General features: G+C 32.4%; 10 protein-coding genes. All 10 read right to left on the bottom strand.

The features are described from left to right. Positions 1–208: 208 nt before the first annotated feature. Positions 209–625 carry a hypothetical protein gene (locus IC221_RS28340; RefSeq protein ID WP_188172169.1) on the bottom strand — a complete coding sequence of 139 codons (417 nt, stop codon included), beginning with the start codon at positions 623–625 and terminating at the stop codon, positions 209–211. 12 nt (positions 626–637) lie between these two features. Further along, a complete protein-coding gene (locus tag IC221_RS29700; RefSeq protein ID WP_223241529.1) occupies positions 638–6,478 on the bottom strand; it encodes a DUF6443 domain-containing protein in 5,841 nt (1,946 codons plus the stop codon). Positions 6,479–6,531: 53 nt separating this feature from the next. After that, a complete protein-coding gene (locus IC221_RS28330) occupies positions 6,532–9,828 on the bottom strand; it encodes an RHS repeat protein (protein ID WP_188172168.1) in 3,297 nt (1,098 codons plus the stop codon). Positions 9,829–9,978: 150 nt separating this feature from the next. Further along, positions 9,979–10,971 (bottom strand): hypothetical protein, encoded by a 993-nt coding sequence (locus IC221_RS28325; RefSeq protein WP_188172167.1) that lies wholly within the window; start codon positions 10,969–10,971, stop codon positions 9,979–9,981. A gap of 744 nt (positions 10,972–11,715) precedes the next feature. After that, the gene (locus IC221_RS28320) at positions 11,716–12,474 is read right to left on the bottom strand and encodes an NYN domain-containing protein (RefSeq protein WP_188172166.1); all 759 of its coding nucleotides are present in this window, start codon (positions 12,472–12,474) and stop codon (positions 11,716–11,718) included. Positions 12,475–12,576: 102 nt separating this feature from the next. Beyond that, complete coding sequence (locus IC221_RS28315; RefSeq protein ID WP_188172165.1) at positions 12,577–13,008, bottom strand: hypothetical protein; 432 nt, start codon at positions 13,006–13,008, stop codon at positions 12,577–12,579. Between the two features lie 450 nt (positions 13,009–13,458). Then, positions 13,459–13,665, bottom strand: coding sequence for a hypothetical protein (locus tag IC221_RS28310; RefSeq protein WP_188172164.1), 207 nt, complete (start codon positions 13,663–13,665; stop codon positions 13,459–13,461). A gap of 182 nt (positions 13,666–13,847) precedes the next feature. Next, positions 13,848–14,870, bottom strand: a complete 1,023-nt coding sequence (locus IC221_RS28305; RefSeq protein WP_188172163.1) for a HEPN domain-containing protein — start codon at positions 14,868–14,870, stop codon at positions 13,848–13,850. Between the two features lie 421 nt (positions 14,871–15,291). Further along, entirely contained in the window at positions 15,292–15,861 is a 570-nt protein-coding gene (locus tag IC221_RS28300) for a helix-turn-helix domain-containing protein (protein WP_188172162.1), read from the bottom strand. A 169-nt stretch (positions 15,862–16,030) separates the two neighbouring features. Next, positions 16,031–16,465 carry a DUF4304 domain-containing protein gene (locus IC221_RS28295; RefSeq protein ID WP_188172161.1) on the bottom strand — a complete coding sequence of 145 codons (435 nt, stop codon included), beginning with the start codon at positions 16,463–16,465 and terminating at the stop codon, positions 16,031–16,033. Positions 16,466–16,724 lie beyond the last annotated feature (259 nt).

Genomic DNA, 16,724 nt, shown 5'->3' with positions numbered 1-16,724 from the left:
ATTGATATAACGTGAAGTGCACATAACTGTTGTTCGTTTATGGCGTAAATATACGATATATAAGGTCAATTTTTGATACTCCAAAATCAAAAATTGACCTTATATATTCTTCTACTTTTGGTTTGAGGTTATAAGTTGGAAACTTATTCAATAGCCAAGTTCTTAGTGACGCTTGTGCTTAACACTGAGAACAGTGAGGGTTCTATATTTAACGCTTTTCTGAAGGTCTCTTTTTAAATAAAGTGACAATTAGAAGTATCAAGCCTACTGCAAAACCAGCAACCATATTTTGTACAAAATATTTATCTGTTACAATAAATTCAAAAATATAGACCATCAAAGGGAATAAAAACAAAAGAGTAAGTATCACTGAAAATATCCTCCATAATATTTTGGTTGACTTATAAAAAAGAATCAATCCAATTAATGATATGAAACCTTCAATCGCCAATATAAAATTTCTGGATAGCTCTTTATCATCAACTAGTAAGGAGAATAAAATCATAATTCCTCCATTCAAGGTCATAATCAATATCTGAATAATTGGAATAAAAGAAGTCACAACAAGAACTCCCATAATGACCAAGGGTATTTCTATTTTTTTTCTTTTTATAAAATTTACCATCTTTAATAATTTTTAATCTTGGTTACCAAATAAGGAGTTAAATATTTCCTTGTACTCCTCTTTAAACTCATCTACTGACATAGGTCCTGAATTGTCCTTATTCCATTGTTCAAGTGAAATTGTTCGATCTCCTACTCTCACTCCCGTGAAAATGCCATTTTTATCTGTTAAAATGCTAACATTAATATTCATCATTGGCTTTTTAAAGTCACCTCCCAAAGTTATAAATGGTCCCATATTGGGTCCCTCTTGATTCGCAAATGCTCCAAGCCAAACTTGATTACCAGTAGCATCAGTTACATAAGCCTCCGCATTAGGGAATCTATCACCTGAAATTTGACCTTTAATAGTTAAAAGTTGATTACCATTATCTAATTCAGATGTAGCTATATATAAACTCGTATGAATATCAATATCCCATGTTGGACCTCCATCATACAAATCAGGTGATAACCCTTCTATTGCAGGTAATAAGGCATCATTATTTCCAAATAAATGTGCAGATACTTTCCCATATTTTGACCCCTTATCATTTAAATAAGCCTCAGAATACGCTTGTGCTCCATAATTTGAATGAGACATCGCTCCTGACTTGTAATGTGAAAAATCACCATTAGAGGTTTCATAATATGTCCTTTGCGTTAACCTTGATGAAGCAGTAGGGTCAAGACTAAAACTTCTATCATCACCACGCCAACCTCTTGCTCCAAACGATTCATAAGGAGCAAAACTTCTAATATGAATTACTATTGGGAACTCTCCATCAGGATCAATAAACGTTATTGGGTTATTAAATGCATAATTATATGGTGAATTACTTTTCATTTTCTCCGCCAACGGATCCACTACAAACCATCTCCCCAAACTAGCATCATAGTGCCTTGCTCCATAATCATAAAAACCAATTTCCTCCTGCTTCTCTTTTCCATTGTATTGGAATTTATGATCCGGTGTACCTTCCTTCTCAATACCCGCCATATTCATACCAAACGGATAGTAGTGGTTTTCTTGGACGATGTAATCGTTGAATTCGATCTTTAAATCATCAAAATAGACATTATAGCCTTCTGTATCATTAAAAATACCTATTTCTACTTGGGTGGCTGTAGCAGGAGTAGTCTCGTCTAGCTTTAACTCTTCCCATTGCATTGGAGTAGAAACATATTTTATTTGATCATTACCAACACTATTCCCTTCACTATCTTTAAAACTTACTTTGATATAAGCTTCAGCATCCCCTTGTGTATCAGAACCGGCAGTGAGAAAAGGCATACTCATTCCTGTTGATTGTACTGCTTGTCCAGATGTTTCACCTGTTATTCCCACCGTAGTTGTCCCTACTTGAGAGGTTTGGGTCGTTTGGGAATTGTCACTACTACTGCTATAGTACTTCGACAAAACAGAAGCGGTAAAGGTTTCCCCTTCTTTGACTACCAAAGTGATAGATGCACCTATGGATTTACCATCCTCCCCTGTTAAAAGCTGAGAATGTTGAGGGGAATAACTGTTTAAAGCAACACGGTTTTGATCTGCATTATCAAAAATGGAAGTGTTATCATCAAAGTTTTCTAAATAAACAGAATTCGGGCGAACCGCTACTCTTAAGTTCCCCAAATGATCTTTATAATGGTATTCATGCACAAACTCTAACCCCTCACTATGAGATACAATCCCTGATCCTTCCGCTAATGCCCTACCATCTGCTGTATGCATAAATTGCAAAATGGAATCTTCATAGACAAAACCTCCTATATAGTCTGTTGTTTTAGTTTTATCTCCAATAGTCGCAATTTTACGCAACTTAATTCCTGCCGCATCATAGATATATTTTACGGTTCCACCTTCAACAGTCACCTTTACAGGTAAGTTTAAGTGGTTGTATTCAATACTTTCGATATTTTTATTTAGATCAGAACGAAGATTTCCATTCAAGTCATACGCATAATCATTGTTGGATTTATTCCCATCATAAAAACTATGGTCCTCTTTAAAATTATCACCAATAGTATTTGCCCCGTCTGTTACGGATAGTAATTGGTTACTGTTGGTAGAATAATTATACGTCAATTGATCTATCACCCCATAATTATTACCATCGCCTATTTTATTTTGGAGACCATTTCTTTGTAAACGTAAGATATTTCCATTTGCATCATATTCTATTCCATTTCCATTACCCTGCATATCTACACCTACACTATAGAAATTATCATCTTCAATTGATTTAGTAATCTGGTTATAAGTTTGATATTTTGCTTTTTTCAAACGGTTTAAAGGGTCATAAGAATAATCATATGTTCTCATTAAATTAGGATCTCTAAAACTTTGCCATGACTGACTACCAATATTGCCATTGTATTGCCCGGCTGCATCATATGCAAGATCGAAACTAAAAGGCCTTGATTGACTGATTCCTTCTTCCGAATCATTAAGGCTTAATAGCCATCCTCTGATATTGTATTTGTACTCATGTAGAAGAAGTTGCTGTTCTGTACCATTTTTCTTGGAGATAAGTTCACCCAATTCATTGTAAGTATTTTCTACAACCAACCTTCGTGGATCATCATTCAGTTGTTGATATACTTTCATCAATCTTCCGACATGATCGTATTCATTCTCTTCTAAGACTGTGATGTCAACATAACTTTCATGCTGTAAGTAGGTTTTTACCACTTCTCCCACAAAATTATACTGAGTGGTCAATATATCTTTCCCTCCATCCAAAGATTCAGTAATCGTCTGAGTGACTCTATATTTGTCATCATAATACGTTACTGTTGTGAGGAAGTCATCAGTATCTAAAACACGAACTTTACTTCCTGTAATTTGACCTCTAATCGTTGTTTTCCCATCACTTGTTTTAAACTGTGAAGGCACCTCGATTCCTCTTGCCTCATCTGCAACAAAAATATCTTGAGGTAGGCTAAAAGTATAGCCTGGTGCTAACCAATCATAGTTATCATAAAAGGTTTCTGAAAAGACAGTTGCACCAGAGATTGAAGGGTAACTATTAGTACCATAACGATTAGTATTATTAGCTACTTCTGATCGAATAGTTGCTAACGTACCTGTAATTGTTTTCTTACCAGTAACTACAGGTCTATTTAAAGCATCATATTTTGTAAACAACCACTCCTGATTTTTTCTTAAATTATAATCTTGAGTCAAAACCAAACGATCCCATTGATCATAAACCATATACTCCCATTCCTTTCCAGGAATTCTTTTGGCTATCATACGGTTTTGCTCATCGTATTTGTATTGATAGCAGAGATTATTCAAAATATCATCCGAAATAGTAGTCGAATTTCCAATTTTCTCTACTGCTAAAGGTGGAATCACCAATACCAAATTTCCATAGATATCATAAGAGTAATACGTATCATAGTAGGTGACTAAACCAGTGGCTTCATCAATACCGTTTTGAACTTTCTTTATAATAATTTGCCCTTTCTTATTTTTCCCTTCAATTGTTAGATAACCATGTTCATCATAAGTTTCTGTCATCAATAGTTCTCTGTAATCATAGAACTCAAGGTTAACATCAATAACAGGAGGCTGAATTTTAGCAATAAAACTTCCTGAGGCACTACTATATTCAAAACCAGGCTTCAATGTTATGCTTTCCTCCGCTACTATGGTATAATTTCCAGAATGAGGTTTTTCCAAAATGATAGTCTCTGGTGTATCTTTCTCATCCTCTTCAATATTCATCTTCTTCACTAAATCCTGCAATACATTTGATCTTTCTCTAATTTGAATACTATGATCTTCAAGAGTTGCCATTTTCCCAGCCCATGCATCACCCGGGGATGCCTTGAAAGAAATTCTATTGAGTGGTGAATTATCAAACTCATTTTGAGAATATGGAAAGCTTGTAGATTTTTGACCTATACCTTTTTCATAAAAACTCTTTTGATCTTCAAATGCATTTAACTGTACATCTCCTGAGCTTGAAGTAGATATATATGCTAAATATTCTCTTGGACTTCTATTTATTTTGTCATAACCAGTAACCTGAACCATATCAAACCCTTTTGGACTTTGTTGTTTTACTACTTGTTGAATTGGTCTACCTAATCCATCATAATATTCAGTAGTTGTTCTTACATGATCAACAGGGTTAAGGTTATTTAAATTCGAAGGATCTAAACTTCCAGAGTAAGGTGAAGAAAATGAATATTCTCGAATGAAGTTGACATTAGACATAGTGTGTCCTGAAGTTTCAATTGGCTCAACGCTATAAGGAGTAGACCATAATCTTACTTTTGTAGAAATACTTTCTCCAACATATATATTATCCAAAATTTTTGCTTTAACGGTATACTTACCTTCAGCAGGAGTTTCAATTATAGGTACTGCTGAAGCCAAACTGATACCGTCTTTAAACCACTCATAAGAATAACCAGATAAAGTATTATTCAAATAGAGTTTGTTATTCACTTTATCCCAATATGGTGAAGCTGGCTCCATTCTTTTGACAATAGTATAAATACTTGAATGATACGTCTTGCCACAACTAACCATTTCACATCTATAGAATTGATATAAATCTTCGTCAGTTAATGTAGGTGTAAACGTACTTTCCTCACCGACTGATTCCCAAGAAACTTGGTCTGAAGATTTTTCCCATTTAAAAATTGTATTCCCATCCCCTCCTTGATATGAAATTCCTAATGGTTTAGAAGCTTCATTATACTCTACTAGAATATTACCATCGTTATTATCGGTAAATGTAAATTCCATAAAATTGGAAAGTATATAGCTCCCTACTATTAAATTGTTAGCTGAAGGATCTACCTTTTCTTTAATAATATATGTTGCGGGGTCACTTACGAACCATTCTATTGAACTTATTTCATCTCCAACTTTAGTAGGTGATTGAGCTTGGCCATTTTTGTATAAAGTATATACTGCACCAGCCTTAGAAGCTGGTAAACCTACCGTAATAGAAGTACCTGTACATATAGTATATTTGGACGGCTTTCCGTTCATCTCTTTTGAGCATTGTTCCCCTTGATATGCTATGACCTTATATGTATCATCAATATTAATATTCCAAGTAAGGCTACGATTATCAGAAAAACCACTTTGCTCACCAACAAGAATATCAGCACCTCTAAATAACTTATAGACTATTCCAGGTTGTGAACCACTCAAGGTAACCTTAGCGGTTGTTTCATTCGAGAAATAATAAAATTCAGCATTTAAATCATATATATTAATTTGGTTAAGTACTGTAATTTTTACTGGTTCGGTATTAAACTGAGGTAGTAATTCATCACAAAGTACAACACCTCTACGATACCACCTGGTTGATGTAATGTTTTCAGAAGGCAAACTTACACCTGTTTTACCAGACATAGCACTCCAATTTGTTCCATCAATAGATTCATACCATTGGTAATTAAAATGTGTAACACCTGAAACTAAATTAGTATTTTCAATAACACCTCTAGCAGAACCATGACAAATGGTTCTTTCACCAGATATGGATCCAGGAGATAAATCTGGATATAAAATTTTCACATAATGTGTATCAGCAATATTACCCTTTACTTTAGGGCTAATACTCCCATTACAACCTGATTGCCACCTTACTCTTACAAAGTACCGATCATCAACATACCATGTGTTTATTATTTGTCCATTGGAAGATACTATCCATTCAACATCACATATTTCAGTTCCGGTCCCTTCTCCAAAGAAACCTGTTCCACCACCACTATTACATGTCACTTCAATGTAAAATTCGGTAATAACATCAATGTCTACTTCATGAGGACCTACAATAAATGAGAATACATTGGAATTAGCAGAAAGTAGTATTAATAATAATAAAAAATATTTCATTTTTTTGGAGTATGTTTGCTTATATAAAGGCAGTTTTATGCCACCAAAAATATTTATTTTAAGTTTTGAGAGTTGACTATCTTATAATCTAATACCTTAATCGGGTTCAATTCATCATCTAATACTTTGAATAACCTCCCATAAGAATCATAGTGATAAAAAGTAGATATGCCATTTGCATCAGTTTGTGAGCTAATACCGTTCAACCCATCATATGTAAAAGTATTCATTAATACATTTCCAGGTAACTTTTCTCTCATCTCAAAATTAACCTTTCTAAAACCCTGTATATCAGAGGGTAATACAGGTCTATTATAAGGTGCTAGTAATGATAAATCCGTACCTAAAAACTGCTCAGCATCTGTATACCCCAAGCCCTTAATAGTTGCTATTAATTTAGATCCTCTAGCATTCCAAAAATAAGACTCTAATGATTGGTTTACCTCCTTTTCGATCACTCTTCCATTAGTGTTGTAAATAAATGATGTGATATTGCTATTCTCATAAGGCTGATCACCTTTAGCAATAAAAACTTTTTTTGGGTAAATTTGTTCATCTCCTAATTTTTGAAAAGTGACCTTCTTTCTAAATATTATTTTTTCATTCAAATACTCTGTCACCTCCATAAGTTGACCATATCTACCTAATGCAAATAAGTTTTCTTTGTTCTCCAATTCAGATATACTTAAATCTTCTGAAAAACTTTTATTATCATTAAAAGGATATTTATAAACAGTTCTTAAAGTCTCTGAATTTGAAGCTTGTGTTATTTTTTCCTTGTGATATAAATAAGGATAATCATAATATTTATAATTCGTTGTTGTAGTTATTTTATTTCCTTCATTATAAAAAACACTCGTCTCTTTAGTTTTCAAGTTCCAATAAATAAGTGGTCGGTAATAACATAACATCTCAAGGTTATTATAACTCTCTCCAATACTGTTAAGTCCTTTGGTTATAGAACGATATTGCATCTTATAGCCTAAAGCATTTGACCAAAATGATTCTGGTTCATACTCATTTTTAATTAAACTAATGAGATCTCCATTGTTATTATAAACCTCTTTTCTTAATATGTTACCACTCGAAAAATTGTAATCGAGACCTTTTCTAGTCTCGAAATCTTTAGGATTTATTTGATGAATAGGCGTAAAATAATAAACTTCCTTACCGTTTTTTGCTCCAGAATAGTCAACTGTTACTTTACCATAACCTACATCACCTCCATTTATTGACTCAAGATTATAAGGGTTAGATGATGCTGAGAAAACTAGAAAATCTGTTGAAATAGCTTGATGTGCTTTATCTCCTTGTATAGTCTTTCCGATGTTTTTTAATAAATCAATTGTTTTTAATTCGTCATACATCTTTTGGATTGTAAATTCACCATCCTCGTAGTTAAAACTTTTTACAATTTCCCCTCCTAAAGGAGTAACATCTTTTATTTCTTTGACTCTTATACCACCTCCTTTCTTTATTGTAGACTGAGGTTGGGTTTTCCTTTTATCTTCATAAGTTTTAAGACTTATTTTAAGGATTCCATCCTGTAATACTTCATCTAATACTGAAACTACAATTCTATATTTATGTTTAGATTTAAATCTTTTTTCAATTTCTTTATCAATCAAGCTAATAAATCTAGGCTCTGAAAAACCTTGTGGATCATCCGGTTGAAGTGTTACATGAAGTACATTTTCCCAAACTCCTTCATCTTCCATTTCCACAGTAACACCTACTGGATTTCCTGCTTCAGGGGATAATAAACCTTTTGCGTTTATTTCAAGACTTATCTTATAGAGATTATCCGTATCGATCACAAATTCCTCACTCTTTACATCAGTAGCAGTACATATTCCGTCTGAACAACCTATTATCATCTGTGGTACAGCGGAGAAAAAAAAGTCTAGCCTTTTCTCAAAATAGTCTTCTAATGTAGGGTTCATTTTTCCTTCGTTTGGCTCATATGTATATTCTGTATAACCACCTGTAGGATAAATCACCTTTGCTAGAGATGTTGCTTTTGTTGATATAAAATAAGGGTTCCGATCTGCTCCTTTAAAGCTACTATCTACATCTCTTTCTGTCGGAACTACTTCAAATGAAGGAATTAGGGTTGAATTGTTTTGACCGTTATAGTAACCCCAATGATCTTGAGATGCAGAATAATAAGTAGGTAAAGCTCCTGAATTATATTCAAAGCAATACTTTTCAATCACATTATCATTTTTATCTTCAAAAGTAATTCCATTGAGTTTTGCTCTCTTACTATCTGAATTTGATGAAAAATATGAATTATTATCTAACCTTACTGTCTTCTGAATTACACCTTCTTCATCAAGAATATCAATACTTGTCAGTAAATCTCCTCCAATAATTCCCTCGTTTTCTATTTCATATTTTAGATTTATTTGGCCTTCACTCCATGTTATGCTTTCCAATATCGATTCACTATGATAGCTTAAAGATTCTTCTGAACTAATTCCATTTTTCGGATAATTCTCTATATCGATATGAGGCTCTGTACCATAATGTAAAACATATTTTGTATCAATTCGAGTTTTTGTCCATCGATGAGGTAAGACTTTGTATTTAAATTCTATGATATTTTCATTAGAAGCCTCGTCCCCATTAGGAGGAATTATCTTCGTTAGTTTCCAACTAGATGTATAATCAACACTTTCGTATGGATCATAAGAAGGAAAATAACTGAATGTTCCAGCGCTGAATTCATACGTAAACCCTTTATCATCAATTAGTTCAAAAAAATAAATACCTCCCGCATCATCATGTTTTACAATGTTTACGTTTGTAGGAGGAAAGGTTTGATAAATATCTGAATTATTTTCATATACAAACTTTCCTGACAGACCATTTACACTATAATGGAATATATCAGGCTGAGTATCATAGTTTTCCAGAACTATATACCTTTCATTATCATCAATAACTCTTGTCGGAGGTTCGTTGGGAACAGCCTCACTTAACCAACCAAATACATCATCTGGTCTGCCATTTTTAGTTCTGGATATTGCTCCTCCGTAATTTAAATGCCAACCTAAGCCTATTCTATTACCTGGATCACTAACTTTATTTGCTCCACCACTATGAACCAATGTAATTGGAATATCAATATCAGGGGTATGAATTGTGAATATCGGTATGGAAACACTCAATTTACCTGAAAAAAGATCTGGCATTTGATTACCATATTTAGACATCTTTGCTGCATCTGCAGTAGGAAGAGCAACATTAAAACCATGATAATCAAATTCTGGTTGTGCATTAGAAAAATTGCTTTTAAGAAATAACAAAGAAAAAGTTATTAAGTAGCAAATATAAAATTTTGTCATAGTATGTTTATGTTTGCATTCAACTACATCCTTGAAAGGAGGTAATTGATAGAAAGTCTTATAAATAAGAATTTCCTAATTTTAAATTGATATTAGTAGAAGTTTAAGTTTGAATCTAATAACCTGATGATCAATCATCTTTTATTTAATTTATTCATTATAATCATAGTTTTCTTGTTTTTTTAATAATTGAATAATCAGCTTTTGTTGTTGAATAATGATTTCATCCTGCTTTTCATCTTTATCCAATGCTTTAGTAAGGTCCTTGATCTGTTTTTCCTGTTCAATAGTATGCAATGTTAATTCCTCGATCTTTTTCAATAAAATCAAATTCATTTCTGCTACATGAAGCCCTTCTTCTTCAATCTCACTTGCTGATTTCACCTCTGGTAAATGACTATGTTTTTTGATGTATTTTTCAACCTCTTCCAAAGACATCAATGCATAATCTTCTTTGAAAACATAGTCTGGCACTTCAATATCTGTACGAACCATAACCTCCTTTGAAAGCAATTTACCGTTAAGCGTTAAACCGCCATCTATATATTGGTTGTTACGATTCGTTAGTACTTTTGCCCATACTCCTGTTCCATCACTTGTTGTACTCCTAAAATACATGGTAGGCTTGGTAGATGAATTTTTAATCGCAATCTGACCATTAAATCTATATGATTCATTATTTGAGCCATGGTTCATATTTAAACCCCAAAACCACCCAGATTCTTCAGGAGCATTCTTTGCATTATAAGATTCAACGAAACTACTACCCCAGTTTGTGTTCCAATCTTCAACCTTCTCAGGTTTCCTAAGAAAAAATCGGGTATTAACTATAAATTCATTGGCAGATGCATAATCTAGATTTACGCTATTTTTAAATCGAACATCACCTAAAATATCAAACTTGTTAGAATTATAATAATTCCATATTATTCTTCCGTTAAAATCTGAGGTATGATCAGAAGTAAAATCAATAAATGCTCCCACCCCAGACTTTAATTCTATAGAAGAATATCCACTCTCTTTATTTATTTCTAGAGAACCTGTCATATGGTTTGATCCATTAACTTTCAGATATTCTTGAGAATACACTGTATTGAGTGTGCACAACATTGTTAAGACCAATAAAAAATTTATTCTTCTCATTTTGTATTGTTAGTTTTAATTTAAATAGATATTATTATTTATGTTTTCATAGCTATCACCATATACTGATGATTGAAATATAAATAGTTTCACAATAGTTTATTTTTGATTATTACTCCCTTCCAATTGGGATATTCTTTCTAATAATTGATTGATGATTTCACTAAAGAAAATTGATGTAAAAATCAATAATAGATAGAATAGCCTAGCTCTCATTTTTTGCTTGTTATAGTTTAGAATATACACATTAACACATTGCATACGCTCCTTTTCAAGGTTAGGATAATATTAAATTGATATTATCAAGAATTGGCTTGTAGGATAGTTTGCTAATCAACATTTATTAAGTACATGTGTATTAGATCTCTTAAGAAAGTATGTATGTAGTGACTGAAAACAATGTTAACTTTCCCTAAGATCACCTTACACTCAACAAAGATACATTATGTTAATTTTTAAAAAAATCTTTTCGCAATTAATTCAAAATAGTACTGTCTTAGGAAAGGTATTGTCTGGGTTCGGTACAAAGTATTTTCAAGTATATTCCCTATATCTTTTTAATAGTATTAAGCCGGGAGGTGTCACTTCGAACTTGACTTTTCTTTAAGCTTGTAACTTATAACAATTCTCATTTTATCAAGTATTTTCCGATAGTTTTATATAGTTATAAGTAACAGACATAAACTATGCTATTGTTTTTAGTGACGACTCTCGGCTTAACACTAAAAACAGTAAGGAGAGTCACTATGATTTTCTTCCCCTTGTAAAATGCTTTTCTTTTATTCTAACATAAATCAATTTACTTCTTCCTTTTGTATTTTCTCGTTGTTCTATTTCGAACTTGTTAATTGATCTAATAAGTGGTGTAAGTTTTTCAAATCCATAATTTCTAGAGTCGAAATTGGGGCGTTTTTTCTGGATTAAACTTCCAACATCTCCAAGGAAAGCCCACCCTTCATCATCCGATAAATCATTAATAGAAGAAGAAATGAGGTGAATCTCTTTGTTTGTAATACTATCTACTGAAGGTTTGGCAGTTTCTTTTGTGTCTGTTTTATCTTCAGATTGTTTCCTCAGAATTTCTATGTAAATAAACTTATCACAAGCAACAATAAATGGATTGGGTGTTTTTTTCTCTCCTATTCCGATAACTAGCATTCCTGCTTCTCTCAAACGGGTCGCTAATCGGGTAAAATCACTATCACTAGAGACAAGGCAAAAACCTTCAACTTTCTCACTATATAAAATGTCCATTGCGTCAATAATCATGGCGGAGTCGGTTGCGTTTTTCCCAGTAGTATATCCATACTGTTGAATAGGAGTAATTGCATTCTCTAACAGTAAGTTTTTCCATTTTGTCAACCCGGGTCTGGTCCAATCACCATAAATTCTCTTAATAGTTGGGTTGCCGTATTTGGCTATTTCTTCCATCATATCCTTTACATTGGCAGATGGTATATTGTCACCGTCAATTAAGACAGCCATATTTATGTTTTCTTTCATCTTATATTTTTAGGGTTATTGTGTACAAAGTAATGATTAATATACGGTCAGCAGGTGTGTAGTCGGTGGATGGGGATTAGCTATTGTTGTAGTTTATTTAAATTAATCCCTTATTTCTATTTTGCCCGCCCAAAAACATGCAATATCAAATTCTTGATAAGGGTCTTTACAGTTTTTACTTATTGACCATTGCCAGTCTACTATATCTGTATTCGTTAATACCTTCATTGTTGAGCCATTTTCAAAATACAAAGTCAGGTTTTTTAATCTATCCAACTCTATATTAATAATGTTTTTTCGCATGTTGGCACTCATTAGAGTTGATTTGGGTACTTCTTCCTTATCGATGCAATGTTCATAATTTTTATAATTGTTTTTTAACCAATCATCAATTTGAGCTATGTCTTCAAATTCAATGGTATGAGCTTCTAAGTAATACTCTCCTATATACATCCACCATGTATCACCATAACTATATCTTGAAATAAATTGATCTAATAGTTTATCTTTTATTATAGTTAATTCGTTATCCATTTCTTAATTTAAAATAAAGCAGTAATTACAGTTTTCATGATTGATTACTTTAATCATGTGAATACTAATGTTTAAAGCTAAAACGTTCCGTGTAATTGCCAGTGACGAAGCAGTCGCAAGTTATGGTCAATTACACCTTGTTTTGCACTTTTTTAATTTTATTTCTATCTGCTCAATATCTTCTCTTGCTTCTTTAATTGTAGAGATGTTATTTAAGTCTTTATAGACTTTCAAAGCTTTTGTTTTATGACCATCTAAAATAAGTTGAATTACTTTATTAGTTATTGCAACATTGCCTAAATCCAAATCATCTCTTCCAAATTTCCTTAACCCAACATTCGGAAATTTTGGTTGCCAATCTCCCCAATCTAATTCACGAAATCCATCTCCCCATATTTCTTGATCTTTACTACAAACAAATTGCCTTGTGCTATCGTAAATAAGGAATTCTCAATCAATACATTTATTAGGCACAAATATTTCTATACCAGTTTTTGACACTTTAATCGTTCTAGGTTCAGTATTGCCTTCGATACCACAACTACCATAGTCCAATCTTAAATAGTCTTCAGCTAATTCTTCTGCTCTTAAACATTCTCCTTCAAATAGGAATTCACAACTCAAACATTTATTCGGCAAAGCAGAAATTGATCCCATAATTTTCTTCTTCTTTGAAGGGCTTCTATCGCCTCGAATTTCACATTTTGGAAATGATTTTCGATACATATTATTAATTGAACATACGGTTGAGTAGATGCGCAGTGTGCCTGTGTTGCACTTGCGACAGGCATATTGCGTATACTATATTGTTAGCCACTTTTATTTATACATTTCTATTTTCAGATTCTTTTTTTCTTTAATTCATCAATTATCATTTCGATGGTCAATTCAACTGTTTTAACATAAGTAATATAGTCCTCTTTTGTCAAATCTAGATTAAATTCCAAATTATGAATAATCTTGTGCCGTGAATCAACTAATTTTCCGAGTATTGTTAATACTCTGAATATTTTTCCGTTGACTTTCTTCCTTTTGCTTAAAATGGCAAAAACATCAATTTTCAAATACTTTTTATATGCTTTATTTATGCTATCTAGGTTCTGAAAATTGTAGGTCTCGGATATAATTCGCTCAAGTGAAGTTTCCTTGTTTTGAATCTTTACAACTTCAGAAACTCCTATTTTTACTTTTTCATCTATTATCAAATCTCTAGCCGAAGAATCATATGTTATGAAATTTACAAATGTCTCACCAAAAAAATATTCTATTACTGAAACTAAAAAGGGAATCAATCCATTATAAAGTGTAATACTTGGGTCTTTGGTTTTTAATAATTTCCCAAGCATATTATCTCCAATGCTTTGTAAATGTTCACTCATTGGATTTTTATAGCTATCTAAACAGTTGATGATTTGATTTAACTTATCAAATGCGTTTTCCTTTATTTTAAAAACTGCTTTTTCATGAGGTTGAAGTTTTTCATAATCATCTAGGTTTGTATATCTATTAGTTCCATACCAATCATTATAAAAAGAACCCCCAAATTGTTTTCTTGCTATTCTAATTATTTCATTTTGTTTTGCTTTATCCTCATAGGTTCCTTCAGCTTTAGTTCTTGTGTGTAAAACCCAGTCAGAGCATTTGTATTCTTTTTTATTACTTTCATCAATCTTAATTACTGTTGCTTCAACTCCGACATTTGACTCATGATTCTCAAATCCAAACCACATGAAGTGTAGATTACTTTCATTATTCATTTCTTCTATTACATGGTCAATCTTTTGGAATCCATTCTCGTCCAAGAGCCTGGTTAATCCAGTCTTCGTAGCTTTTTTTGTATATAATGTAATTTCTACGCTCATTCTCTCATGTAATTGTGGTTGACATTGAATAAACACAATAGCGTTTATTTAACCTTAAAAAATTTCACGGATATACGCCATATTGTATATATCCATTAGTAAAAAAACTCCCAACTTCCATAAATTTTAAGTTTGCTATTAGATTGTTGAGAGACAATCTGAATTTACATGTTTATGTATTACAAAACAAGAATTGATTTTTTTGAAGCAACCAATCGACTTTCAAAAAATATTTTTTTCAAATCAATTCGTGAGCAAATGCAAATTATCTCTTCAAGTTTGTGCAGGTGTTGATTTTTGATGTGACTTCGGAAAATTTGGGCATAAAAAAATCCCTGAAGAGGGAATCTTGTGAAAAATTGTGGAGTGAAGTGAGAGGAAATTGGTGAGTTGAGATAAATTTTCATGAAAATGGAATGGATTAGACACACTTTTTGTGTTCCAATACAGCGATTGGGTTCTTCCAAAGTTTGAATCGTGGTTGATCTTTGATCAGTTCACGCATCCAATAATATTTCGGACCGGGTTGTGCTTGCTGTGCTCTGAGGAGTTGGAAATGTTCCATCCAAAGATCGTAGTATTCCCAATCGTCTTGATGGTGATGATACTTTTTACCAATGCGGTAGGCGTACCATTTTTTGAGGTAGACAGCATCGTAGTTCTTGCCTTTAAATTTTAGATCATAGTACTGATCAGAGTACCAATAGATATATTTTCTTTCAGCATAAAGCTCGTAATCATTTTTCCTCCTTGTATGATGTATGAATGGATTTTTCTTTTTGGAACCTGCGTATTTCTTTCGTGCTAAAAATAATTTATGTGCATACTCGGCGTCATACTTCTTGGTTTTTGGATTGGTATTTCTTTTCAACTCACGGTAGATCGTAGACGGGGATACCTCTAAACCTTCCGCAATTTCTGCTACGGTAAATCGTTTGTCTTCAATAAGACGTTGGATGACTTTTCTATGATAAAGTTGAAGATTTTTCATGAGATTCGTTAAACAGTCAGTTTTATTAATTCGTTAAGCTCTTTCAATGTAATACGAATAGATCAAGAATAAAATCATTTGTGATGGTTTTTGCCTTCATTCGTAGACCCATCATTGGTTTTTTGTTTTGTTTATCTATTGATTTTAAGCTAGAATGAAGTTCTTATGATTAATAGTCTACTGACGTGAGTAGTCGTAAAAAGTCATAATTACCTTCATTAATCTCTTTTTTAAAAAAGGTTATATCAAAATACTGAGAAATATATGGGACAACAATTGAATTAATCTTACAAACTAAATCATCTATATACCCTGTATTACAATCTTCTTCATTTATCAATTCGGACAATAACTCTGTCTCTCCTATCAAGCTTCCATACCTTCCTCTAAAATGCCAATATTCTTGATGTAATTTACCTATTGAATTTGAAATTTGTTTTGACTTCCCTCCAATATTGATAAAGTAGACTTTATTATTAAATCTTGATCTTTGCAAATTGATAATAATAAAACCTCCATCCAGTTCTAAAACCCAATAATTACCACGCTTTTTTCTAAAAGAATGTTTAATCAATTTTTGATCAAAACAGTTTATTGTGTTCATATTTTTTAGTTTTACTTCTTGTATAAATTCCCTTTCAATTGATCATAATGCCCATCCAATAATAATCGTTCATTTACTTCAATGAGACTGCCTTCAATATAATTTATACTATCGTCAATTCAATCATCGAAGGACACGAAAAATAGACTTTTGTTCTTGATCAAATAATAGTACCAACCTGGATTATAGTTACCCCATCAAAATGGACTGCAATCAAAATTAATAATTAAGTAAATTGCAGTATTATGAAAAGTAAAAG

It is taken from the genome of Flammeovirga sp. EKP202 (assembly GCF_014534745.1).
Classification (GTDB): domain Bacteria; phylum Bacteroidota; class Bacteroidia; order Cytophagales; family Flammeovirgaceae; genus Flammeovirga.
The sequence above is the reverse complement of the archived record's forward strand: the minus strand, read 5'-3'. Positions and strand labels throughout refer to the sequence as shown.